The following is a 26,150-nucleotide window of genomic DNA, read 5'->3' on the forward strand; positions in this document are numbered from 1 at the left end:
CACGGTCTCTGCTAAATGGGATATGAGTAAAAGCAACCAAGCGTCCATTGAAAAAACTTAAAGAATTACTTTCAGACACCCTGGTGTATGGCATCAGCACCGTGCTGGCGCGATTCATCAACTATCTGTTGGTTCCCTTCTATACGGATGTGTTCAAACCCGGTCAGTATGGTATTGTCGGACTCGTATACGCCGGTATTACCTTTCTGAATGTGATCTTTACCTTTGGCATGGAATCGGCTTACCTGCGCTATGCCGAGGAGCGGGAAAAAGCAAAAGATGTATTTAAAACCTTGCAGCTGGGTCTGCTCGCTTCGGCATCGATTCTGGCTTTTTTACTTTGGCTGTTTGCCCCTGCCATCATGCCGTTGATGAGTCTGGAACCGGAGACCAAGGATTTCTACCTCTTCATGATTGGCATATTGTGGTTTGACACGCTCTCTATTATACCTTTTGCCGAGCTGCGTCTGGTTCGTAAATCCGTACTGTTTGCCATTATAAAAACGGGCAATGTGCTGATCAATATCGCGCTAAATTTTTATCTTATTCTATCGCTGGATTGGGGAATTGAAGCAGTCTTTTTTGCCAATCTCATTGCCTCCGGTATTACTACCCTGATTCTTTGGATAATAACTGCAAGGATGTGGGATGGTAGCTGGGATCAACCAATACTCCGGAAAGCGCTTTTATTTGGACTCCCGTTTGTTCCGGCCGGGCTCGGTTATGCCATTAACGAATCGTTGGATCGCTTTCTTTTAAATAATTACCTCTCACAGGATACCATCACCCAATTGTACGGGGCTGAATTCGATACCGAGTCAATTGTCGGTATCTACAATGCCTGCTACAAGCTCGGCGTGTTTATGCTGTTGCTGGTACAGATGTTTCGCATGGCATGGCAGCCATTCTTCCTGCGCCACGCCAAAGATCCGGAAGCCAAGAGCTTGTTCAGCGATGTCTTCCGCTATTTTAATGTTGCTGCAGGCATAGTCTTTCTGGTCATTGCCCTATTCGTTGAACAGATCGTACAGATCAGGGTACCGTTGCTGGATGCTTATCTAATTGGTCAGGATTACTGGATGGGTTTGAATATTGTTCCGGCTTTACTGGGAGCATACTGGTTCCAGGGATGGTACATGAATTTTTCTGCCGGTATATTTATCGAAGAGGAGACCTCGGTTTTGCCAAAAATTACTCTCATTGGTGCAACAGTCACCGTAGTCGCCAACCTTATTATGATACCCTTTCTCGGGATGATGGGATCTGCTTTGGCAACCCTCACTAGCTATGCTTGTATGGCTTTTCTGCTATTCAGGAGAAGCCGTGCGGTATATCCCGTACCCTATCAAATGGGACGTGCCTTCCTCATGATACTTATCGCAGGTGCATTGGTTCTATTGCAGCCTTCCCTTACCACCTGGATCGGTTCGGAATGGATCAGCGGCTTTATACTGTTATTTATTGGAGTTGGGAGCATAGCCCCCTTAGGACTTTTAAAACGAAGCAATTCTTAATCATTAGTTGCAATACTGCTTCCAATCACTCCGGGGCAGTTGATAATTATTTCCCGCCCCAAAGCACATTTGGATTCAAGCATCGGAAATTATTATGACCAACGGAAGTAATAATAATGTCGGAGTATTTGTTGACGCAGTAAATGTAACCATGCACGGTGGTTTTGGACTCAGGTATGATATTCTCAGAAAATTTGCTTGCCGCGACGGGTCCTATCCATCCAGGCTAAATGTATACCTGGCTTATGACGAACGGCGTGCCAAAGAGGACTCCTCTTACCGGGAGAAGACTTCCCGTTTCAGTGAGGTATTGCGTGATTTTGAGTATAAAGTAATCAAAAAGCCCGTCCAGTATTACAATGATCAGGAAACCGGGGAAGTAATTACGAAATCTACTGTGGATATGGATATGGCGGTAGATATGATCACGCAAGCTGATGGTCTGGACAAGGTGGTGATGCTAACCAACAACGGCAGTTACGTCAGTGTGGTAGATGCCTTACAGGAGAAAGGCAGCCGTGTGGAACTCATCGGGTTTGAGGACGTATCTCAGGAATTGAAGAAAGCGGTCGACCTGTCTATTTCAGGATATCTTATTCCGGGCATGCTACCGATCGAGTCACCCTACAAATGGGGGAAAGTAGGTTCAAGGGTTCGAGGTGTATGTTATGATTTCTCTCATAATGACGGGTACGGGTTCCTTCGTTACTTGAATACTATCGATAAAAACCTCTGGATTACCGATTCACGTTTTGAAGATTCACCTTATGAAACGGTATTTGCCCATATTTCTAAATTCGAGGAGAATTTTGATACCAGTTACCTGCCCAGTCGTGAATTGATTTTTGAGTTTGACCTGATAGAAAGTGAAAAAGGATTGGTGGCAGAAAATATCGTTTTGGTCAGTGCTCCATAATCAAATTTCAAACTAGGGAGCTAAGATTCAATCAGTTTGAGCGAAAGGATTCGGAGTTAAATTATCCTGAAAAGATTGCTCTAGTCATAAAGCTTATTATCTTGTTTATAACTACGGTTTACTGGTTAGAGCATTATGGAAGAAAAAAAGTTAGCCCAATCAAAAGCCGGGTTCACCGGTGAGGCTCAAACTGCCTTGGTTCATTTCTATCGGGGTGAGATGGATCGCATGAATACCTGGCGCAAGCGACTCGATGTGACCACAAACTGGGCCATCATTACAACGGCTGCCTTCATCTCTTTTGGTTTCGGGAGTCCGCAGATATCGCATTTCGTATTCATACTGGCTACAATATTTGTGTTCATCTTTCTCTTTATCGAAGCTCGAAGATATAAGTACTATGACTTATGGCGCTGGAGGGTAGCCCTTGTGAATGAGAATTATTTTGGTCCTTTGCTATCCGGTTATAAACCTGTTATGAGTGATTGGCGGGATCAGCTGGGGAGTGATCTTCAACATTCGCGATTTAAAATTACCTTCGGCGAGGCGTTCGGTCGCAGGCTTCGTCGCAATTACAGCTGGATCTTTTTAATTTTGGGGGGTTGCTGGATCACCAAAATTTCTATTCACCCGGAACCAATCGTGTCTGTTTATGACATCGTAGCTCGTGCTGCTATTTATGACCTGGTTTCCGGCTGGGTTGTAATTTTGATAGGAGTTCTTTTTAACCTGGGGCTTATAGTATTTGCACTGCTTACTCTACGGGATCGTAATGAGGAGGTGAAAATTTACCCTTCTAAACGCAGCAAAGTTAAATTGTCTAATTTGTAGTCTATTAATCAGCTTAGAAGGGCCTATCAAAACAAAAAGGCTCTGCTGTGGTCTGCAGAGCCTTTTCGCTAAATATAAGTGCAAGTAGTGAAGAAGCCTATTGGGTTCTTCTATTTATTGCGATTTATTTGTTCATCAGCTTGCGGAATTCTTTAAGTACGGAATGTACGTGTTCAGCTGATGTATCTAAAAGTTGCTGTTCTTCATCGTTTAAGTCAACCTCAATTATTTCTTTGATGCCGCCGTGTCCCAGTTTGACCGGTACGCCCAAAAACAGGTCTTTTTGTCCGTATTCGCCGTTTAGGTGGGCAGCGCATGGGAAGGTGCGGTTCTGGTCGAGCATAATGGCTTCCACCATCTGTGCGGCTGCAGCGCCCGGTGCGTACCAGGCAGAGGTTCCCATCAGGTTTACCAGTTCACCGCCTCCTTTCTTGGTGCGTTCTACAATAGATTCCAGTTTGTCCTCATCAATGAACTGGGTTACCGGCATTCCTGCAATGGTTGTAAAGCGTGGCAGCGGAACCATGGTGTCTCCGTGTCCGCCGAGTAGCAGAGCCTGAATATCTTTAGGGGAGACGTTCAGCTCTTCTGCCAGGAAGGAGCGGTAACGAGCCGTATCCAGAATACCGGCCATACCCATTACGCGCTTGGAATCAAATCCGCTGGTTTCAAGAGCCACCTGGGCCATCACATCCAGAGGATTGGAGACGATGATCAGAATGGTATTCGGTGATTTCTCCACCAGCTTTTCAACCACGCCCTGAACGATATTGGCATTGGTCTCAAGCAGATCATCGCGACTCATTCCGGGTCGACGGGGAACACCGGCCGTTATTACGCATACATCGGAGTTTGCCGTATCTTCATAATCCACCGTACCGGTCAGCTTGGTATCGAATTGGTGGATGGGCGAGGATTCCCACTGGTCAAGGGCGCGACCCTTGGAAGGGTATATCTTCTCTCCATTACGCTCCTGGACGATATCAACCATAACTACTTCCTTTGCAAAATCTCGCTGTGCTACTGCCATAGAAACCGTGGATCCGACATTCCCGCCGGCACCGACTACTGTTACTTTCATAATACTTGGATTGTGTTTTTGTTACTATTAGTGTCAGTTATCTCGTAAAATCTTTTCAGTATTGAATTCAGAATTCAGGAGTCAGAATTCAGAATTATTCTAACTTCTAATCTTCAACATCCAACTTCTAGCTTCTCACTTCTTACTTCTTACTTCTTACTTTTCACTTCCCTTCCTAAAATCCATACCCCACATCAGTTTGTTTCGCAGTGTTTCGAAGTAGCTTTGATCGGGCAGTTCAATAAGGTCAATGGTAAAGTTAGAACGTCGAATTTCTACCACGAAGGGGTAGCCCTGAATTTCATAAATTTCACCGTCATAAGAAAACAGAACTTCATGCTGCTGCTTGTGAACGGTGATCTTCAGGGACTTATCGGATGGCAGTACCAGTGGCCTGGTAGTAAGGGTATGCGGGTTGATGGGGTTGAGCACCATCACATCGGTATTGGGCATTACAATGGGTCCGTTGGAAGATAGATTATACGCGGTAGAACCCGTCGGAGAGGCCACAATTAAGCCGTCCGCCCAGTACTTATTGATGAACATGTTGTCGTATTCTGCTTCCACGGTGACCATGGAGGTGGAGTCCTTTTTGGAAAACAGGAACTCGTTCAGGGCATGATAGATGTTGCCGTTTTCATCTTCGGCCTCCAGCATAAAACGTTTGTCCAGCCGGTAATTCTCCTCTTTGAGATACTCGAGGGCTTTGATCAGGTTTTCCATCTGGGTATAGGCCATAAAGCCGAGCCTTCCGCTGTTGACTCCCAAAATGGGCTTCGAAATATTCTTCATCAGCCTGGCAGTATAGAGCATGGTACCGTCCCCGCCCATGGCAACAATGATATCGGCTTCATCTATTGCCTCTGCTTCGGAGCCGACTATTCTTGCGGAGGGATGATCCTGACCGTCATACAAATCTTTGAGATCCGAGTTGAATATGATCTGCACGTCATTCTCATCCGCCCAGTTAAGCGCCCGGGTGAAAGGCTCCTTAACCGAATACTTTTTTGGATTGGCTATGACAGCTAGTTTCATATTTAAAACGTTTATGGGACGAGGGAGGTGGTTACAGTTCGCATATCCAGCCACCAGGGAAACGAATTAAAGTACAGATTTTCTATTTCGTTTTGACTGAGTGCTTTTTGATGTACCCGGAAACTAAGTAGCCTATCTTCAGAGTATTCCGGAATATACCCGCTATAAAATGGCAGGTTATGGGTGGTATATAGTCCGATATTTCGGGTTGGTGTGAATATATTGTAGACCCGAAGCGTAGCACCTGCTTCATTCAGTTTGTTTCGTAATTTGACTAAAAACTGTAGGGAGTAGGAGTCATCAGTGTTCGTAATGTTCAGGGTGTCACCCTCACTGACCCTTGCCTGCACGTTATTCTGATTATTCTCTCTATTCATTGGCTTCATAAATCGAACGAAACCTGAAGGAATATTTTCAAAAGTTTCCGTAGAATCGAACAGTGCGGTAACGCCAGCGGACTTTTCTCTAGACAGACCGGCATTAGAGTTTCTGTTCAGTGAGTAAAAAGTGTATCCGTTGGGATTGCTTAACCGGTAACTATCGGCATAGCTTGCTTTGAGTGCGCCATTCTCGTCGAGCACTCCCTGCAGCATCTGGAGGCCAAGCTCCGGGATTATATGGATATTTCGGGTAGTGAATGACTTGAACAAATTAGCCTCCCGTTTTTTAACAATAACATCCACACGATTTACGCGCGGTTGTTCCGGGTTATAATAGTCGTTAAATCTGGCAAAGGTGTAGAGGGAATCACCGCGGTTTTGCGAGAGTGTAAACGGTCCGGTACCGACAGCCTTGAATTGATCCGGATTGTTATTGGTGATGGCTTCCCTTGGGTAAATCAATGCATAAGGTGAGGCCAGCTTCTGGAGTAAATGTGAATCCTTCTCTTCCAGCCTAAAGACTACAGTAGTATCGTTGGGAGTCCTTACACCGGTCACGCCGTTCAAGACCCTTTTGCCCGGATTAAATATATTGTGCTGCTCCCGGTAAAATGGTTCAAAGCCTTCCACAGACATAAAGAGCTGTGCTGCGTGATCCGGCACTGAGTTCATGGCCATTCGATTAAAAGCAAATTTTACATCAGAGGCCTTAAATTTTCTTCCTATGCCGTTATTGAATGCATTATTGTCGTGATAATACACATTGTTGCGAAGAGTAAAAGTGTATTGCAACGAATCATCAGTTACCGTCCAGTTTGTAGCAATACCGGGAACCACATCTCCCTGACGGTCAAACCTCACGAGACCCTCATAAACAAGCTGTAAGGCGCGCATGGTGCCGGCATTCTCAGCAAACAGGGGATCCATTGTAGGAATGGGATTGATTTCACCTATATTTATCTGACGGAAGGCTGCGGAAGGTTCACTGGCAGTGGTATCTGTAGTTTCCGAGGTATCAGGAGCTGCAGCAATCGGATTTTGGCGAACCACTGTGGTCTCCGGGCCTTTGCAACCTGTTACCAGTACAATAGCAAATAGAAACAATAAAGAGAGGCGTGCAAGAGATTTCTGTTTCATCATATCAATAGTAATTAATGAGTTTAAATGGGACCAAAACAGGATCCAAATCGGACCTGTTTAATCATTGCTGCCTTTCAGACCTTTAATACCTTTCACGGCTTTTTCACTCAGCAAGTTGGTCTCATAGCTTCGGATCCTTCCGATTTTTAAACGATGTTTTTTAATAGCAATCTCAACGAGTTCAAGCATTAAATCAGTCATATTCATTCCACTTTCCTCCCACAAGTAAAAAGAGAAGGAGCCGGGAATGGTGTTAATTTCGTTGAAATAAACTTCGTGCGTATCGGCATTGACCAGAAAGTCTAGTCGTGCAACGCCGCTTGCACGAAAAGTCTTGAATATCTTGAGCGAAAGGTTCTGTATTTTCGCAGTCAGCTCGTCGGAAATATCGGCCGGAATGATCCTGTCGGCAGATGCCATTCCCTTGCTTCCTTGTCCGTCGCTTTGATACTTGTCTTCAAAAGAGAGTGTCTCTTCCTGACCCAAGGGACGCTCACAGACGCTTGTCTGCAGTTCGTCACCATGACCCAGTACGGAACAGTTGATTTCCATCAGCGGTGTAATTGCTTCTTCAACCACCAGCTCCTGGTCATATCGAAAAGCAGTTTCGATACTGTCGATGAGCGACTTCCGGTCGTCAGCCTTGGATACCCCGATGCTGCTGCCAAGACTAACCGGTTTGGTGATTACTGAGAATCCCATCTTTGTGATACTTTCCAGAATTTCATCTTGCCTCTCCTCCCACTCATTCTCATTAAAGGAAACTCCGGACGTAACTGGGATATCATGGGCCATGCACAACTCTTTGGCCTTTACTTTGTCCATACCAAGGCTGGATGCAAAAACACCGCTACCTCCAAAGGGGATGTTATACAGATCACAGGCTCCCTGAAAAGCCCCGTTTTCCCCTTCTGATCCATGGAATGCAGGAATAATAGCGTATATTGAATGTTTTTTTGGCTTCGAAAGAAAGCCTTTGCTTTCCGTTTCCAGGAGGATGGGTTTACCCAAATCGTCATGCGAGAAAGTACATTCGATTGCTTCTTCCTCGAGTTTCTTGAGATCTTTATAATTCTCCAGCTCCCGAAGAGGATCACCGGTTAACCAGCGACCTGATTTTGTGATGTAGAGAGGCTGAAGCCTGTAGTCGGTATCTTTCAATGAAGAAATTGCCTGCATGGCAGTTAAAACCGATACTTCATGCTCCGGTGACATCCCTCCGAAGGCAACAACAATGGTTCGCTGGCTCATAGAATTACTTAATGACGTATTGAATTTTCAGTTCAATGATAAGAAAAGATCATTTGATATGTTATAGCTATAAGCCCGTGAAGGAGTTCCTATGGTTATACCACAAAGTCACAAAGATATATAAGACTACTCCTGATTGGCGGCCATGTAGTAGAGTTGTAGAATGCGGAGCTCACTGTAGCCTACCTCTTTGTCCATATCATTATAGATTACCCGCAGCAGCTCGGGACCCCTGCGATCCATCGATTCCATAACCTCATCACGTTTTCTAACCGACAGTTCGGAAGCTTCCGCAATTCCTTCGGTACGAAGAGAGTTGCCCTCTTCCAGGTAAGTTTTCAAATGTTTGATGATAGTAACATCCTTGACCCCGTACTGCTCGGCCAGGTGTTCGATGGATTGACCCTCGTTAAAGGCCTCGGCAATCTGCACGTGTTTCTTTTTAGAGGATGATTTCTTCGCTTTCTTCTTCAGCGTCTTTACACGTTCTTCGATCTCATTCTCATCAGTATATTCTTTGATGATCTTACCGAAGATATCGCCATACCGTTTCAGTTTTGCTGAACCCACTCCGTAGATCTGCATCATGTGCTCTTCATTCTGAGGAAAATAATACGACATCTCCATTAGCGTGGTATCGGGGAATATGGTGTAGGGTGGAATACCTTTCTGATCGGCCAGTTCTTTTCGTTTTTCTCGTAGCTGCTCAAACAGTTTTTCGTCGTATTTATTTTCAACATCCGAACTGGTTCTATCCACAGCTTTTCCGTTTACGGTTGCCGCTGTGCGGTCAAGCGTTCCGAATACATTTTCATGTCCATTCAGCACATTTCGAGCCTGCTCTTTCAATTTCAGACTACCGTATTTTTGATCTTTTTCCAGGTAATCCTGACGCAGCAGCAGGCGGGAGAGCTGCACCCACTGGTCTTTTGACCACTCCATACCGATTCCATAAGTAGAAAGTTCGTTATGGTCATTTTCAAGTACTTTCTTGGATTTGGAACCTCGCAACACATCTGCAATATAGTTGGCGCCGTAGGTCTCATCCGTTCTTACAATGCAGGACAGATATTTCTGAGCCTGTACGGTTAGATCTTCCACTTCGGCGTCCAGGGAAAGGCAATTGTCGCACATACCGCACTCATCCTTTTCATACTCCTCACCAAAGTAATTGAGCAGGGGTTTTCTTCGGCATTCGGTGGCTTCCAGAAACTTTAGCAACGATTTGAGATGCTGCTCGGCAATTTTCTTCTCTTCATCTTCTTTCTGGTTGATGAAGTACCTGATCTTCTGGGTGTCGGAATAACTGAACAGCAACAGACAGTCGGCGCGCAACCCGTCTCTGCCGGCACGTCCAATCTGCTGGTAGTACGATTCAATATTCTTGGGCATATCATAGTGAACCACAAAGCGAACGTCAGGCTTGTTGATACCCATACCAAAGGCAATAGTAGCCACGATGATGTTGACATCATCCCGGATAAACGCTTCCTGGTTTCTGTTTCGAACTGTCTCGGAAAGTCCGGCGTGATAGGGCTTCACCGAGTGTCCCTCTTTCTTGAGATCCACGTAGAGCTCATCCACCTGCCGCCGGGAGAAACAGTAGATAATGCCTGATTGCTTTTTACGGGTGTAGAGGAAATCGAGTACCTGATCAGTGGGTCCGTCCTTATCGGCGACTTTTAGAAAAAGATTTTTACGATCAAAACTGGCCAGATAGGTCTCGGAGTCCTTCATCCCGAGCGTTTGTTTGATGTCTTCTCTCACCCGTGGGGTTGCGGTAGCGGTGAGTGCCAGACAGGCGGCATCGGGAAAATCCTTTCGAACTTCTACCAGCTGCCGGTATTCAGGACGGAAGTCGTGGCCCCATTCCGAAATACAGTGCGCTTCGTCAATGGTGAAGCAATCAATATCGAGTCCGGAGAGCAGTTCCCTGGTCTTGGGCATCAGCAGGGTTTCCGGGGCTAGGTAGAGCATGTCAACGCTGCCCTTTTTTAGCTTTTCAATATTGGCCTGGTACTCTTCCGGGGTGAGCGAACTGTTGAGGTAGACCGCAGGAATATCAAACTGGTGAAGCTGCTCAACCTGGTCTTTCATCAGGGAGATAAGCGGTGAGACTACTATGGTCAAGCCATCAAAAATGATAGCGGGTATCTGGTAGCAGAGAGATTTTCCGCCACCGGTAGGCATAATCACCAGGGCATCTTTCTTGTTAAGTACCTGTTCTATGACCTCTTCCTGCAAAGGACGGAAGGTTTCATAGCCAAATACATCATTAAGCTTCTTTTTTGCTTCTTTAATCATTAGAATTAAATCAGTTTATAACGGAACACGGATCACACAGATCAACACTGAATTTGTAACTACTAAAATCTGCGTTATCCGCGTTCTATTTGAAATTATTTATTAAGTAAGACCTGCTCGTATATCATTCCTTACAATACATGGAAGGAATTATTTACTGAGATAGAGATTCTTAAATTCAAAGGGTTTTTTGAAATGATCGTCGTTGAAGTTCTCCATAAAGTAAATGGTTTCCCCGGTTGATTTCATTTCCGGACCCAGTTCCTTTTTCACTTCAGGGAACTTATCGAATGGGAAGACCGGCTCTTTGATAGCCCAGCCTTCCAGGGTAGAGGTTAACTCCTCTTCTGTGAAGTCCTTGAGCTTGGCACCGAGCATTACCTTGACGGCAATTTGTGCTTCTGCCCGCCCCGTGGCTTTGGCCAGGAAAGGTATGGTTCGTGTTGAGCGCGGATTGGCCTCCAGCACGTAGACTTTATCACCCCTGACGGCATACTGCACATTCAGGAATCCGATAATGCCCATTTCATCAGCGATTCGCTCCTGGTATTCACGGATTTTTTCCAGGGCCTTATCACTGAGCGAATAGGTGGGGATCACAGCGGTGGAGTCTCCGGAATGTACCCCGGCAGGTTCTATGTGCTGCATGATACCCGCTATATGGAGCTGGTCGCCGTCGTAAACCGAGTCAACGTCCACTTCAACGGCATGTTCGAGGTATTTGTCGATAAGGAAATCGTTTTCGGGATGGGTTTTCAAAATTGATTCGGTATATCCCTCAAGTTCCTCTTCCTTTATAGCGATACGCATTCCCTGTCCGCCTAATACGTAACTCGGACGGATCAGCACCGGGTAACCAATCTTATCGGCAATTCTGAGTGATTCCTCGACGGTACGAGCGGTACCGTAGTTTGGGAAGGGGATGTCAAGTCTTGTTAGAAACTTAGAGAACTCACCACGGTCTTCGGCAAAGTCGATTTTTTCAAAAGGTGTACCGAAGATTTTGATTCCTTCCTTAACAAAACGCTTGCCCAATTTGAGGGCCGTTTGGCCGCCCACCTGCAGGATGACGCCTTCCGGTTTCTCATACTCAATAATGTCGAGCACACGCTCCCAGTAGACGGGTTCAAAATAGAGTTTGTCTGCGATATCGAAGTCAGTGGAAACAGTCTCCGGATTGCAGTTGACCATTATGGCTTCGTAGCCCATCTCCTGGGCGGCAATAACCGAGTGTACGCAGGAGTAATCGAATTCGATACCTTGTCCGATACGGTTCGGACCGCTACCCAGTATCAGTACTTTCTTTTTATCGGTTACATCGCTTTCGTTTTCACCTTCATAGGCAGAATAGTAATAGGGTGTTTCAGCAGGGAATTCGGCGGCACAGGTATCAACCAGCTTGAAGGCAGGGGTTAACCCCATTTCTTTGCGATGATCGCGCACTTCTTCCTCGGTAACTTCTCCATTACTCTGACTGAGCATCCAGGCGATCTGCGTATCGCTAAAACCGGCCTGTTTGAGTTCATAGAGATCCTCTTTGGAGATGGTATCCAGCGATTGTCCCTCTGTCCGGTTTTCAAGAGATACCATGTATCGGATCTGCTGCAGAAACCAGGGGTCGACTTTGGTGATGTCGGCAATTTCTTCTACGGATGCGCCCATCTTAAATGCATTCCGGATGTTGAGCAACCGGTCCCAATAGGGTTTCAGTAGCCGTTTTCGTATATACTTGCGATCCAGCTCTTCGTAACCGTCAGCTCCCAGACCGGCACGTCCTATTTCAAGTGACTGCCAGGCCTTGTTCAAGGCCTCCGGGAAATTTCGTCCGATAGACATTACCTCTCCTACCGCTTTCATCTGGGTGGTAAGCTCTTCATCCACACCCGGGAATTTCTCAAAGTTGAAACGCGGTGACTTAACAACTACATAGTCGATTGAAGGTTCAAAACAGGCAGAGGAGACTCCGGTAATCGGGTTAGGGAGTTCATCCAGATTATAGCCTATGGCCAGCTTGGTGGCGATCTTGGCGATGGGATAACCCGTTGCTTTCGATGCAAGGGCAGAAGAGCGGCTCACGCGTGGGTTAATTTCAATAGCCACAAACCGATCAGTGCCCGGTTCCACTGCAAACTGAACGTTACAACCCCCGGCAAAATCTCCAATGGAGTTCATCATCTTGATGGCAGCATCCCGAAGCATTTGAAACTGCTTGTCGGTGAGGGTCTGGGAGGGTGCTACTGTAACGGAATCCCCGGTATGTACACCCATGGGATCGATATTTTCAACGGTACAGATAATGACTACCGTATCATTGGGATCGCGTAGCAGCTCCAGTTCATATTCTTTCCAGCCGAATATGGACTCTTCAATCAGTACCTGGTGTACCGGACTCAGTTCCAGTCCGCGCAGAACCTTACGTTCAAATTCATCCTCATTCCATACTATACCGCCTCCGGCTCCGCCCATTGTAAAGGAGGGACGAATGACTATCGGAAGTCCGCCGAGTTCTTCAGTAATTTCCTTTGCTTCAAGCAGTGAATCGGCAATACGGCTACGGCACTGCGGGATGTCAATGTCATCCATCAGATCCCTGAACTTTTGGCGATCTTCTGTAATTTCTACCGCGTCAATATTTACGCCGATCACATCGATCCCCTTTTCAGTCCAGAAATTCTCCTGTTGGAGGTCCCGGGTCAGGTTGAGTCCCGTTTGACCGCCCATCGTTGGTAACACAGCATCCGGCTTCTCCTTTTCCACAATCTCCTTGATAGAATCCGTCGTCAAGGGTTTCAGGTAAATGGAGTCGGCCATCAACGGATCGGTCATGATTGTGGCCGGATTGGAATTTATGAGAACAACTTCATATCCGTCTTCTTTCAGGGAGCGGCAGGCCTGGGAACCGGAGTAATCAAACTCGGCAGCCTGGCCGATAACAATGGGTCCGGAGCCAATGATCAGGATTTTGTGGATGTCGTCGCGTCGTGGCATTTCCTTTATTTGATTTTAAAATTATGAATTGAACACTGATAAAACGGAAAAAGCAGATTTATGCTGATTTTCAAAATATTTTCTGTGTTGGTCCACATAACCTGTTTTCTCCGTATTCTACTTGACCGGTTCTCCTTTTTCTTCCTTAATCATATCCAGGAAACGGTCGAACAGATATGAAGAGTCATGGGGACCGGGGGAGGCTTCGGGATGATACTGTACCGACATGCCCGGGAAGTTTTTGAAGCGCAGCCCTTCAATGGTATTGTCATTCAGATTCACATGGGTGACTTCTACCAGAGATTCATCCAGTTGGTCTTCATCAACTGCAAAGCCGTGATTCTGGGTCGTGATTTCAACGCTTCCTGCTTCAAGGTTTTTCACCGGGTGGTTTGCCCCACGGTGGCCTACAAACATTTTACGGGTAGAAATCCCTTCAGAAAGGGCCATCAGCTGGTGCCCCAGACAGATGCCGAAAATTGGCTTTCCGGTTTCCTTGGCAAATTCAACCGCCTCCAGGGCATATTTAGCCGTGGCCTCAGGATCACCGGGACCATTACTGAAAAAGAAACCGTCAGGCTTCCAGCTTGTCAGTTCTTCTTTAAACTCCCCCTTGGCTGGGAAGATGCGCAAGGTGCATCCCCGCTTGACCAGGTTGTCAATAATGCTCTGTTTAATTCCATAATCGAAGGCCGCAACTTTGAAAGATCCGTCGCTATGGGCAGTCTGAGCTTCAGATCGGGTGACCTTGGTAGCCAGTTCAAGGCCTTCCATATCATCCCAGTCTTTGGCCTTCTGTACCAGCTTATCTTCATCAAGTATTTCGGAAGAGATTACAGCATTCATCACACCTTTTGAGCGGATATGGCGAACCAGTTTGCGTGTATCCACCCCGCTGATGCCAACCACTTCATTTCTTTGAAGGTATTTCTGAAGATTTCCGTCAGCCTGCGGGTTGCTATGTTCCCATGAAAAGGATCGGGTGATAAGACCGGCAATCATTACGCGACGTGCTTCGTCATCGCGGCTCATGGTTCCATAATTTCCGATGTGGGGATAGGTCATCATCATGAGCTGTCCGTAGTAGCTGGGGTCGGTGAAGATTTCCTGGTATCCGGTCATGCTGGTATTAAAACATAATTCACCGCCGGTGGTACCTTTCTTGCCTATGGCGTAGCCGTGTTCCACGGTGCCGTCTGACAAAGCTATGATGGCCTTATCTCTGGGATATAGTGACATATTGGTCGAGATTTACAGTTGAGGATGAGGATTGGAAGTTAATACCTAAAAAAAATCCGACAACGGAAACCGCGTCGGATTGAAAAGTGATGGTGGATGGCCGATCCATCAAAAATTGGAAAATGGAAGCCGAGAGCCGCCTCGGTTGGCAGCTTTTTAAAAGATCAGAATGTGGGAAGCTTCCTGTTGAAATCAAATGTGTTAAACTTTCAGGTATATCATTGTGTGCGCAATACATTAATTCTAGCGCAAAACTCTGTTAAGATACAAATCAGCCATTCTAAGTTCAACGGAAAATTTGCATAATTAGTAACCTGAACACTGCTGGTCTAAGCTGGCTCTTGTAACTAATATATTTTGCAAAGTATTTGATTACCCGGGACGGTAATCAGATGAATTCGTTTGATTTTATAGGAAGGAATGCACTGCTTAAGGAATTAATTTACAGCAATTCTGTTGGTTTTATATTAGCTGAACGATGCGTTATTGAGACTGTTTGGCCCTCACATGATATTCTTTATTCCATTCATCGTAAGATACACTCAACTCGTTAGGGCGACAGCAAACCTGACAGTCCTCAATGTAATTCTGATTATTCCCCTGAGATGGGTCCACAAAGGTATGGTTGGTCTCACCGCAATAAGAACATATATAGGTAGCTGGTTTTGTCTCGCCAATCATAAGCAAGTAGGTTGAAATACAGACAGAGTAAAAAGCCCATATCCCTGCCTGTATTTCTGTTAGAATATAACGGTGTTTCCTTTTGCCTGGTTTTCTTCACATTCCGGCGTGAATGAATTTATAGAAGCGTTAGACTTACTAAATTTCAGGGTAACGCTAACACTGCCAAATGGCTGAACAACAGTAAGCTGATTGCCATTCGCGGTAACATCCACTTCTATTGTGGAGTTGGGATTCAAGGGGTCTGAAAAAGTATACTTGCTGCCATTGACATCAAGGATCTCCTGGGAGTCGATTTCATAACAATCTGGTCCCTCATCATACTCGTCACCCATATAATCATAGGAGGTGACGGTAGTGGTTGTGATGTTTACATAACTGATGTCACCCTCGTTTGAATTCAGCTGCCAAAGTCCCAGCACTGAAGTGTTTTCGTCGTTATTGTTGCTGTCTTTGCAACCCGGAAGAAATAACAGGCTGATCAAAGCAATGGTAAAGAGTTTGGGTATAGAAAAACGCATAGCTTCCTCTACAAGTAAATTAGATTGGATTTAATTGTTTGGATGCGGTTTGAGGCGGGTATATGCCCTCATTAGGCAATCATTAATAATACGCTTCCTGAAAGATTCGAGTCAATAGGTTGGAGAAATATATTTTTAATGCAAAGGCGTTCTGTAGATTTCAACATTGGGATGAGAGGAGGGATTACTTTCAAGAAAAGGCACTTCAAAGTCTACTCTACGGAGGGGCGTCCGGCGGCAGGGGTAGATATTGAGGCAACATGTACAAACTAAATCACAAACTTACACCGCAGCTTCCTCCTTTATAAAAATCTTTTTAAAGAAATAACCCGTCATGGTACTCATGCCCCCGGCAAGACCACCTATGATTATCGAAATCACAATCACAAGAATTGGATCAGGCAGGCTTAGCAGCTCACCGATACGGCTCGTTAGAACACCGGCATTTCCGATATGTATAAACAGGCTTTGAATTAACCAGAGCAGGGCAATGCCCAGAAAACCATAGATAAAGGACCTCCCGCCACTTTTGCCAAGCCAGGCACCCAGCAATACGCAGGGGATTGCAAGTGACCACCAGGGTAGAAATAATCCCAATACCCACGACAACAGTGCTACAAGTATAATCAGCATCATAATAGTTTAGTCAATAGTTAAGGAGTAGGTTAGGCTATCTGATGAAGCGGGTTCTTCTTTCATGAACCAAAGAGGGTAGAGCTCTCCTGCATTCCAGTCATCAATCATATTTTCATAGAATGGAGATCCGGGATTTCCGGACTGTCCACCGGGATATATGCCATAGCCTTTAATCTCCGGTCCCAGCTCCACAATCATGCGCCATGAAGGTCCGTGGCTTGAACGTGTGGCATTCACCGACTCGGTTCCACCTCCCGTAAATAGGTTCGTTTTTCCGAAGCCGGGCAAATTAGCCAGGTGATTGATGTCCGTTTCACTCACGTAACCCCACTGCCAGCTGTTTCCATAACTGCCGAACTCCTCTTCCAAGCTGTTTAATGCTTTTAAGAATGAACTATTGATGAGATCCTTGAGGGTTTCTTTCTCATCGGTTTGGATATTGTCATACCATGGCAGGTCAGGTCGGTTCAGTACGAGGTACGCCACCTGGTCCCGATCCGGCCAGGACATTCCTGCTTCCACGGAATTATATTCATCACTCCATATTTCACTGAAAAGTGCATCCCACCAGTATTTAAAAATGGACGGAGCTACTTCAGCGGCATTATTGTAATAATCCCACTCTTCAAGCAAGCTTAGCGTTTCTTCACGAGTCCCGGATAGCGTGTCAATATTCAGGTTTTCGAGCATTACGGGCAGTACCTTAGCAGCATGATAGCTGTAATTATCCAGCTGCAGACCCTGCATATCTTCTTTCGTGATTCCATCCATAGCGGTCAGCCTGTCGTTGATTCGTTTCCCTCGTTCAAATGGGGCAAAATCATCATCCAGATAATAGGGGTACTCGGAACCGGTGGGGTCCTGATTGGCTGAGCTTACAAAGCCGCGCTCCGGATTCTTGATGGATGGTATTTGTTCAAACGGAACCCAACCCTGCCAATCATAAAGCGGATCGGAACCGTCACTGATAAACCTACCTTGGTTCTCCCATTTGAGCGGATACTGTCCGGTAACCGTCAATGCAATATCTTTTCGATCGGCAAAGACCCAGTTTTGGGCCGGACTCTTGAAATCGCGCAAAGCATTGCGATAGTCCTCATAGTTTTTTGCACTGTTGATTTTTAAGAAGTAGTTCACCTCATTCGACTCCTCGTAAGCGATCCAGCGCATTGCATGATATTTTGGGACGTCAGACCGCAAGGCTTCTCCTGAAAAATCCTGAACAACAGGCCCATGATGAGTATAGAATACCGTATCTATGTTTGTTTCTGCACCTTTGACCTTAATTTCTTCAACACGCTGAGTAGTCTCTCTCCATTCACCGTCATAACGGTATTCCGCGAGAGTGGAATCGCGAAATTCAATTTCATACCAGTCCCATACATCTGCTCCCACATTCGTGGTGCCCCAGGCAATATCTTCATTGAAACCGATGATTACGGAAGGGGCTCCCGGCAGGGTAACTCCCATTGCGTTGATGTTCGGACTGTGAAGCTGAAGCGCATACCATATAGAGGGAAGGGTCATATTAAGGTGCGGGTCGTTGGCCAGGATTGGGTACCCGCTCTCGGTCTTTTCGCCGCTCACCGCCCAGTTATTGCTCCCGTTCATAGGGTCAGGCTGAAACGGTGGAAGATCTTCTGCTATGGAAGGTTGAAAATTGCTCTGAGGTTTTTGGACTTCGAGAGGTTTAAAGTCCCATGGAGTGTCGGCCGGAATAGTGGGATCATTCCATGATGGATCCAGATCCATTACCTCACTTATAAAGGAATCACCGAGGTAGGCCCGCGTATTGCTCATGCGCATGTCACTGTTACGGCCTGCCAGGGTATAGGTCATGTTCTTAAAAAGAAGCGCGCATCGCAGCGGTGTCCATTCACCGGGTTCAAAATTCATTATCTTGTATTCCAGAGGATAATCTTTGGGACTCAATTGCCCTATCCAGGCGTTTACCCCTGCGGAATATGCTTCGACAGCTTTCCTGGTTTTTTCGTTTTTACTGATTCCTTTCAGTGCCTGTTCAGCAGCATAGCCCATCCCGATACGGCGCTGATACCGATCGTAAGATACCGTTCGCGGACCCAGAAATTCTGACAACCTGCCCGCAGCGGCATAGGTTTGAAGCTCCATCTGCCAGAGCCGGTCCCGCGCGGTAATAAATCCTTGTGCGAAGTAGAGGTCATGGTCGTTTTGAGCAAAGATGTGCGGAATCTGATGCTCGTCGTAATACACCTTCACGGAATCTTGTAGCACTTCGGATTCCAAGGTAAAGGTCTGACTCTGAGCCTCACCGGTTACGGCATTCGCCCAAAAACCGGTATTTGGATTAAGAAATGGACCAAGGGGCGGGGCCGGCCCTATGGAAACGGATAATACTGTGAAGAGTGCAATTGTAGCGACCAAAGAGGCCGCGAATTTTATAACATTTGAAAGCATGGTTTCTAATTAGGTAGCAATGGTATACGGCTAAACAGAGTTGTAACGCTGCGATTTACCTGTTAATCCACAATAATTTGAGAAATTTAAACACAATAAGCACGTCAATCCCCAATCCCCTAAAAAATCAGTCACTCAGTAAATCAATCCCTCAAAACTATTGCCCTCACCAAACCATCATCTTCATACAGAACACACTTCCGCCGCTTTTCAGGAACTCATAGGTACTTACTTCATGCACAGAAAATCCGGCATCCCGCAGATTCTTATTAGCGTCGGTGCATCCCTGTTGAATGATAACATTCTTTCCATCCGGACAGGTGGCATTACAGGCAAAAAGCTTGGTAGCTTCGTATTTAGAAGCTTTAATAACCTTATTAAAAACACTGTTTATTAACTCGAGTCCTTCTTTGGTAAAGGCATCAGGGTAGATCAGTACGGTATTTTCATCCAAAACACAGAAACAGGTATCAAGGTGGTAGAAATCTTCGTCAACCAGTTCCAGCGCAATCACCGGTATGTCGAAAGTCTCTGAAATGGTCTCATAGGCCTGCAGGGATGATCGATATCCATATCCGCCCCAAAGCAGCCTTCGACCGTTATGCCAGATGGCATCTCCGCACCCCTCAAAGTCGTCAATCTCGTTATCATCCAGGTAATGAATTTCATAGCCGCTCTGCCGGTACCACTGCTCAATAAACGGGACCTCCTCCTTTCGTTCATCAGCATGCATGATACTCATAAAGACATGTTTGTCACCCGTCTCATTTATGTAAGGCAGACTCTGGTTGGCGCAAAATACCATATCGGGTAAATCTTCTTCCCCCTCGATAACATGTACGTTTATCCCGATTTGTTCAAAGGTGCTTTTGAGTACATCCCACTCATTACGAGCTTCCAATTTATTTACGGTACCTACATTCTGTGCCATATGCGGATTGATAACATACTCAACCGAAAAATGCTTCGGCGTGACCATCAGTGCATCCTTAGGAATCGGCATTTCTGGGACTTCAGATAGCTTCAGTTCCAATTGCTCGCTGGAAGTAATCACTTTTGGCATAGATATAGTATTAAATTAGATAGCTTTGCATACACAAATCGGGCTGTAAAGATACATATTTGAACGAAAGAAAAAAGTTTTCGGGTACGCTTTGCGCCGGGACTTCTCTTTGTTTTTCATGTAGTTTATATGGTACCATACCATCTTCTGAACTAATGATTGTTTGTTGTTTGGTGTTCTTCAATTGTGTTATTTAAAGAAGAAGTAAAGAATCACACCTTAACTTTCCCCGAAGGTAACAATGCTGCTCAAACCCGATTTACTATCCCAGTTGGCTCCGCTCGAATTGCGGGCTCGTAAAATTGTTGAGGGGTTTATTTCCGGTCTACATAAAAGTCCATATTACGGTTTCAGTGTTGAGTTTGCCGAACACCGTCCCTACAATCCGGGTGACGATCTCAAGCATGTTGACTGGAAGGTATATGCCAAAACCGAGCGTTTCTACGTAAAACAGTACGAAGAGGAGACCAATCTGCGCTGTTATCTGCTGCTTGATACCAGCAGCAGTATGTACTACAAATATTTTGCTGAATGGACCAAGCTTCGGTATGGCATCAATTTCGGGGCGGCACTAATCTACCTGATGCATCGCCAGCGGGATGCCTGCGGAATTATACCTTTTAGTGATAAGATTGAGGCATTTATTCCGGCAAAATCCTCCTACACGCATTTGAGACTACTATTTGGTGAGTTGGAGAAGAGACTTGACGAAGAAAAAGAGCAAGCGAAAGAAAAAAAAGGTACTGCAACAGCAGAGGTGATTCACGAAGTTGCCGAGCGCCTGAATCACCGCAGCCTAGTCGTGATCATCACCGATCTGTTTGAACACGCCAATGAGCATGATAATTTAATTTCCTCGCTGAAACACCTACGGCACCGTAACCACGAGGTGATACTGTTCAACATTATGGAGCGAAAAAGTGAAAGAGAACTCGATTTTCCCGATCGCCGGTTTGTGATGGAAGACATGGAGACGGGTTCACAGATGGAGATTCTGCCTGCCCAGGTACGGGAAGATTACAAGAAAAAAGTCGCTGAATATACTCACCGCTTTAAAATGGCCTGCAGTGAATTCCAGATTGATTTTGAAGAACTCGATACGCAGGAAGCTTTCGATCTTGCTTTATTGGCTTATCTAAATAAGAGAAAGAATTTGGGATAAGGGAAAAGCAGTGGTCAGAATTCAGAATACAGGATTCAGAAGATAGGAGGTGAGAAAGAGCCCCTTCTAACTCTTTCCGGAGCTCTTTTTCTATAACATTATTTAGAAGGCACTTACTTTCCGCAGCAGAGCAACAGAAGGAGTGTTGAATGAAAAAATAACTTCATAAGTACACTCCCTGTATGTGTCATTCCGAGCCTTGTCGAGGAATCTCATCCATTCAATCAGGCTATTGCTCCGTAATCGCGGATGAGATCCCTCTACTTACGGTCGGGATGATAATTCAAGAGGTTACATTCAGAGTATCTAAAAACTCCGTGCAAATCCGTGGCAAAAGTATCGTACGCGAATAGGCATAATAAACTGAGGCACTGGTCACTGTTAACTGTTCATTGAAAACTAGGTTACATCCGCTTTGCGTAGTATCTTATAGAACAGCCTCGGGGCAAGTCGTTTGAAATAGACTCCCCAGATCTCCTTGCCGCCGATATAGATCTCTTCCTGCCCTTTTTCTATTCGCGGGAGCAGCCGTTTAACAAATTCATCGGCTTCCATTCCCTGTTCCTGACCCCTTCCCATCTTACCATGGATAGAGCCGTCGCCCTGCAGAGCATTTTTGGTCACGTTGGTTTTGATAAATCCTGGACAAACCAGCGTCACTTTTACATTGTGCTCGAACACTTCCTGCCGGAGCGAGTCGAAATAGCCATGAAGGGCATGTTTGGAGGCGGCGTAGCTGGACCTTAGACGCGTCCCGAATTTACCCATCACACTGCTGGTGACAATAACATTTCCCGTACCTCTTTCAATCATGGAAGGCAATACTTCATTAGTGATGGCAACGGTGCCGAAAAAGTTAACTTCCATCACCTTTCTGACCACCTCCATCCGGGTATTAACGGCTTCCGAGCGCTGGCTGATGCCGCCGTTATTAAAAAGGTAATCGATAGGTCCGTACCTTTCCATAGCCTGTCGGGCTTTATCGGGGATGGTGTCGGGTTCGCTGAGATCAAGTGGCAAAATAAAAATATCATCTGCCTCACCTTCGCAACGTGATTTTACATCCTGAAGGGCTTCTTCGCGGCGGGATGAAATGATGAGTTTGGCTCCTTGCCGGCTAAGTGAATAGGTCAGGGCTTCGCCGATACCTGATGAAGCCCCCGTGATCCAGATTACATTATTATTAAAGCCCATTATTCCCAATTGCTTGCGGATTACTGAAAATTGTCACTTTCCAGTCTATTTTTTCTATCTTTTCACGTCAACGAAATACAGCATATTGCTGTTGAGACGCTTGTATTGGAATTATGTTTAATTAACGGAATTCGTTTTGAAACCCAAACATACCATATTACTGGTTGAAGATGAAGAAGAACCGGCAGAAATGTTGGCCAACTTTCTTGAAATGAACGATTATGAGGTACTGGTGGCTCACGAAGGAAATAGGGCGCTGGACCTTATTGATGAATATGCCGGTGAAATTCACCTTGCTGTGCTCGATATTATGGTCCCCAATGTGGACGGAAAGGAAATATGCCGGCGCATACGAAACCACCCGGTGCTAAATGATATACCGGTAATTTTTCTTACTGCAAAAGATGAGGAACAAGACGAGATCGAAGGTCTTGAGCTTGGTGCCGACGATTATATCCCCAAGCCTGCCAGTCTGAACCTTGTTAAAGCTCACATAGAAACCCTGCTCCGGCGACAAAATCCTCAAAAGGCAAACTGGTTGCAGTATGGTGAAGTCTATCTCGATACCGATGCCAAAGAGCTGTATGTGGAAGATGAAAAAATTGAGCTCACATCCACCGAATACACGCTAATCGAACTCTTCTTCAAAAGTCCGAAACAGGTATTCAGCCGGCAGCAGATTCTGGAGCACATTACCGAAGAAGACCGTTTTGTGTTTGACAGAACAGTAGACGTTCATGTAAAAAACCTGCGCCTGAAAATGGGTGATGCCGGTGAAATCATTAAAACCTATCGCGGTATAGGGTATGGGCTTAACAGAGACCTGGTGAAGGTATAATAACTCCAAATGACAAAGTTCAAATATCAAATGGCAAACTAGTTTCAATTTTCCAATTCTTAATAACTTAAGCTTAGTCTTATTTTGAAATTTATAGTTATTGGATATTAAAAATTGTTTGTTATTTGGAGCTTGTATTTTGATGATTGCTTATGACCATTCGTTCAAAACTTGCATGGACCTTCATATTACTGCTCATTTTTGGCATTACCGCCATCAGCAGTTATTCCATCGTATTTATTCGAGATTACTTACTGGAGCAGGGCCAGATTGAGATTAAAAAAGATACTCGCTGGCTTGCTACATCCATTGAGAGCTTGCCTGAGGATGAAAAATTCAGCCATCGTTTTAACGAGGCCGGAGAAATTTCCGGGTACCAGATCGCTTTATATGACAGCGAAGGAAAGCTGATCTCCACCTATCCCGATACGATCAGTGTTTCACCATTTTTGTCGGATGACATTCAGATTACCCTGCAGGCTCGTGATAGCTTGCCCTGGCTGCCGCAGGATGAAGAGTCAGAAAAGCTGGTCAGTTACATCCATGTCTCTAATACCATGAACCCGGTATCCTATATACGAGTCAGCCAGTATAAAGACCGGGTTTACGAACCGATTAAAACCATCCGCTGGATTATCTATTACGGTATGTTCATTTCAGTCGGTCTGGTTATTATCGTGAGCATCTGGATAGCACGCTATCTGACCAAGCCAATCACACAGATCAAAAATGCGGCCAGCGAGATCGCTGAAGGTGATGTTGACAGGCAGATTAACCTGAAACGAAATGACGAATTCGGGACACTGGCGACTTCCCTGAACCAGATGGCATCAAAACTACGCGAAGATACGGAACAAATTAAGCAGTATGCCGAGCGACAGAGGCAATTTTTTACCGATATCACCCATGAGATCCGTAATCCGCTACACACGATCTCAGCCTCACTGGAGATGCTTGAAATGGATAATCTTTCCGAAGAGAAGCGTAAAAAGTATCATGCCAATGCCAAGAAACAGGTTGATCGAATCAGCCGGTTATTTAAAGACTTGCTTACCCTTCAGCGCTATGATTCTGACGAGTATTTCATCGAGAAGAAAGTCTTTGATCTATCAGAAGTCGGGAAACATATGCTGGAGTGGCACGAAGAGAAGGCTCAGGAGAAAGGCATCACTTTGGAGGCGGGGACCCACTCCTGCAAAGCAGTGGGCGATCCGGGAAAAATCGAGCAGGTCGTCGATAACCTGGTATCCAATGCCATAAAATATACCAATCAGGGGCACATTAAGGTTAGCTATCGGAATAGCGATGAGGATGAGGTGACGGTAAGCGTGGAAGACACCGGCATCGGCATCTCCGAAGAACACCTCGGACGACTCTTCGATCGCTTTTATAGAACCGATAAAGCCCGGTCCAGGGACAAGGGTGGTACGGGATTGGGACTCGCTGTAGTAAAAAGTATTCTAAATGCTCATGGAACCGATATCCGTGTGGAAAGTGAAGTAGGTAAAGGCAGCAGGTTCTGGTTTAAGCTTCCGGCAGGTTAGTTTTAAGGCTATAATTATTTTTTGGACTAAAGCCTAAGCTAGTGAAGTGACAAAGTAACAAAGTGGCATAGTTATCAGGAAGGCTATCAGCCTTCAGCCATCGGTCTTTTGAGATTTGACTTGTTTCAGGAACAATCTCCAGGATCACTTTTTCCAGGAAACCCTCTCAAGGCCCTGTAGATTGATTCTAAATAAAAGATGAAGGCTTCTCTTCAAATTTCCTTCATAATAAAAGCCTTTCTTTTAAAACTGAAAATACCAATCAAAAGATCTAAATGTCTGCAGAAAATATACGTATTGGCGTAGTACTTATGAACCTGGGAGGACCTACGAGCGAAGATGCGGTTCGACCTTTTTTGTACCATTTGTTTCAGGATGAGGACATTATCAAGTTGGGAGGGGGGAAGATTCAGGATCTCTTTGCCAACGTTATCTCAAAATTCAGGGCGCCGGATGTTGCCGAAGATTATAAAGAGATTAACGGTTGCCCCAAAGGATGTACCGGAAACAAGCACTGCCTGAACCGTCAAAATCAAAGAGTCTCTAATTGCTGCTCCCCCATAAACGGTCTTACGGAATCGCAGCGGCGCGGGCTTGAGAAGCATTTTAAGAAATCCATGCCGGATGTGACAGTGAAGGTTTACACATGCATGCGTTACTGGCTGCCTTTTGCGGAAACAACCATGGAAGATATGGTGGAGGACGGAATTACTCATGCGGTTATGATGCCGCTCTATCCACAGTTTTCATGGACCACTACCGGCAGCAGTTACCGTGACTGGGAAACCAAGCGGGAAAAACGATTCGGCGACGAGACACCCTGGAAGGAATTTCATGTGAAGAACTATCATCGAAACCCGAATTATTTGCAGGCCATGAATCATCGAATTGATGAGGCTTTGGCTGAGATGGATGAAGAAACCAGAAAGAAAACGCATCTCATTTTCAGTGCGCACGGCACGCCGTTACTGGAAGTCCGCAGCGGCGATCCTTATACCGTGGAAATCAAGGAAACAATGGAAGCCATCATGGAGATGCGAAATTATGAGGAGCCTTACTGGCTTGGATACCAGTCAAAGGTAGGTCCGCAGAAATGGACCCAGCCTAATACGGTTGATCTCGTTGAGCGTCATCTTGAATACGGTATCAAGAACTTTTTGATGATACCCATTGCCTTCGTCACCGATCACATCGAAACCCTGTATGAACTGGGGGTTGAACTGGTGGAAGATCTGGAAGAAGAAGGATACGAATTTGAAAATATCTCCGTAATGAAAGGTCTGAATGATCATCCGCTTTATATACAGGCCCTGGCTGATGAGGTATTGAGGAAACTGGAACATGAATTGCCTGAGCTCACTTCGGAACAGGAACCAAAAAAGGTAAGCGCTTAATC

The 26,150-nt window shown here is 45.6% G+C and carries 20 protein-coding genes; 7 read left to right on the forward strand and 13 right to left on the reverse strand.

Annotation, left to right across the window (positions count from 1 at the left end; all coding sequences use genetic code 11):
- Positions 1-47 precede the first annotated feature (47 nt).
- The 3 genes from G3570_RS01890 to G3570_RS01900 all read left to right on the forward strand — a co-directional run bounded on the left by G3570_RS01890 (position 48) and on the right by G3570_RS01900 (position 3,261).
- Positions 48-1,514: a lipopolysaccharide biosynthesis protein gene (locus G3570_RS01890; protein WP_165138609.1), complete on the forward strand. Its 1,467-nt coding sequence runs from the start codon at positions 48-50 to the stop codon at positions 1,512-1,514.
- 94 nt (positions 1,515-1,608) lie between these two features.
- Positions 1,609-2,430: a LabA-like NYN domain-containing protein gene (locus G3570_RS01895; RefSeq protein WP_165138611.1), complete on the forward strand. Its 822-nt coding sequence runs from the start codon at positions 1,609-1,611 to the stop codon at positions 2,428-2,430.
- 135 nt (positions 2,431-2,565) lie between these two features.
- On the forward strand, positions 2,566-3,261 hold the full coding sequence (locus tag G3570_RS01900; protein ID WP_165138613.1) for a DUF2270 domain-containing protein: 696 nt from the start codon (positions 2,566-2,568) through the stop codon (positions 3,259-3,261).
- A gap of 124 nt (positions 3,262-3,385) precedes the next feature.
- On the opposite strand, the gene mdh is transcribed toward G3570_RS01900, so the two are convergent.
- From mdh to G3570_RS01960, 12 genes are all read right to left on the reverse strand, one after another.
- A complete protein-coding gene (gene mdh / locus G3570_RS01905) occupies positions 3,386-4,342 on the reverse strand; it encodes a malate dehydrogenase (RefSeq protein ID WP_165138615.1) in 957 nt (318 codons plus the stop codon).
- A gap of 156 nt (positions 4,343-4,498) precedes the next feature.
- The gene (locus G3570_RS01910; RefSeq protein WP_165138617.1) at positions 4,499-5,377 is read right to left on the reverse strand and encodes an NAD(+)/NADH kinase; all 879 of its coding nucleotides are present in this window, start codon (positions 5,375-5,377) and stop codon (positions 4,499-4,501) included.
- An 11-nt stretch (positions 5,378-5,388) separates the two neighbouring features.
- Positions 5,389-6,897: an ABC transporter substrate-binding protein gene (locus G3570_RS01915; RefSeq protein WP_165138619.1), complete on the reverse strand. Its 1,509-nt coding sequence runs from the start codon at positions 6,895-6,897 to the stop codon at positions 5,389-5,391.
- Positions 6,898-6,954: 57 nt separating this feature from the next.
- A complete protein-coding gene (locus G3570_RS01920; protein ID WP_165138621.1) occupies positions 6,955-8,148 on the reverse strand; it encodes a D-alanine--D-alanine ligase in 1,194 nt (397 codons plus the stop codon).
- Between the two features lie 126 nt (positions 8,149-8,274).
- Complete coding sequence (gene recQ, locus G3570_RS01925; RefSeq protein WP_165138623.1) at positions 8,275-10,452, reverse strand: DNA helicase RecQ; 2,178 nt, start codon at positions 10,450-10,452, stop codon at positions 8,275-8,277.
- A 150-nt stretch (positions 10,453-10,602) separates the two neighbouring features.
- Positions 10,603-13,440 (reverse strand): carbamoyl-phosphate synthase large subunit, encoded by a 2,838-nt coding sequence (gene carB, locus G3570_RS01930; protein WP_165138625.1) that lies wholly within the window; start codon positions 13,438-13,440, stop codon positions 10,603-10,605.
- 117 nt (positions 13,441-13,557) lie between these two features.
- Entirely contained in the window at positions 13,558-14,679 is a 1,122-nt protein-coding gene (gene carA / locus G3570_RS01935) for a glutamine-hydrolyzing carbamoyl-phosphate synthase small subunit (RefSeq protein WP_165138627.1), read from the reverse strand.
- A 483-nt stretch (positions 14,680-15,162) separates the two neighbouring features.
- Positions 15,163-15,360, reverse strand: coding sequence for a zinc ribbon domain-containing protein (locus G3570_RS16520; protein WP_165138629.1), 198 nt, complete (start codon positions 15,358-15,360; stop codon positions 15,163-15,165).
- A 59-nt stretch (positions 15,361-15,419) separates the two neighbouring features.
- Positions 15,420-15,881 carry a hypothetical protein gene (locus G3570_RS01945; protein WP_165138631.1) on the reverse strand — a complete coding sequence of 154 codons (462 nt, stop codon included), beginning with the start codon at positions 15,879-15,881 and terminating at the stop codon, positions 15,420-15,422.
- 282 nt (positions 15,882-16,163) lie between these two features.
- Positions 16,164-16,517, reverse strand: coding sequence for a hypothetical protein (locus G3570_RS01950; protein ID WP_165138633.1), 354 nt, complete (start codon positions 16,515-16,517; stop codon positions 16,164-16,166).
- A 6-nt stretch (positions 16,518-16,523) separates the two neighbouring features.
- A complete protein-coding gene (locus tag G3570_RS01955) occupies positions 16,524-18,953 on the reverse strand; it encodes a penicillin acylase family protein (protein WP_165138635.1) in 2,430 nt (809 codons plus the stop codon).
- 166 nt (positions 18,954-19,119) lie between these two features.
- Positions 19,120-20,016 (reverse strand): dimethylarginine dimethylaminohydrolase family protein, encoded by an 897-nt coding sequence (locus G3570_RS01960; protein WP_165138637.1) that lies wholly within the window; start codon positions 20,014-20,016, stop codon positions 19,120-19,122.
- Between the two features lie 241 nt (positions 20,017-20,257).
- Here G3570_RS01960 and G3570_RS01965 point away from each other — a divergent pair, with 241 nt between their 5' ends.
- Positions 20,258-21,178, forward strand: a complete 921-nt coding sequence (locus G3570_RS01965) for a DUF58 domain-containing protein (protein ID WP_165138639.1) — start codon at positions 20,258-20,260, stop codon at positions 21,176-21,178.
- Between the two features lie 399 nt (positions 21,179-21,577).
- Here the strand turns inward: G3570_RS01965 and G3570_RS01970 are convergent, their stop codons facing one another.
- Positions 21,578-22,372 carry an SDR family oxidoreductase gene (locus G3570_RS01970; RefSeq protein ID WP_165138641.1) on the reverse strand — a complete coding sequence of 265 codons (795 nt, stop codon included), beginning with the start codon at positions 22,370-22,372 and terminating at the stop codon, positions 21,578-21,580.
- 136 nt (positions 22,373-22,508) lie between these two features.
- On the opposite strand from G3570_RS01970, the gene G3570_RS01975 reads away from it, so the two are divergent.
- The 3 genes from G3570_RS01975 (at position 22,509) to hemH (ending at position 26,148) form a co-directional block, all read left to right on the forward strand.
- Entirely contained in the window at positions 22,509-23,210 is a 702-nt protein-coding gene (locus G3570_RS01975) for a response regulator transcription factor (RefSeq protein WP_165138643.1), read from the forward strand.
- 152 nt (positions 23,211-23,362) lie between these two features.
- Complete coding sequence (locus tag G3570_RS01980) at positions 23,363-24,754, forward strand: sensor histidine kinase (protein ID WP_165138645.1); 1,392 nt, start codon at positions 23,363-23,365, stop codon at positions 24,752-24,754.
- Between the two features lie 275 nt (positions 24,755-25,029).
- Positions 25,030-26,148, forward strand: a complete 1,119-nt coding sequence (gene hemH / locus G3570_RS01985; protein WP_165138647.1) for a ferrochelatase — start codon at positions 25,030-25,032, stop codon at positions 26,146-26,148.
- Positions 26,149-26,150: the final 2 nt, after the last annotated feature.

Source organism: Halalkalibaculum roseum, assembly GCF_011059145.1.
Lineage (GTDB): Bacteria > Bacteroidota > Rhodothermia > Balneolales > Balneolaceae > Halalkalibaculum > Halalkalibaculum roseum.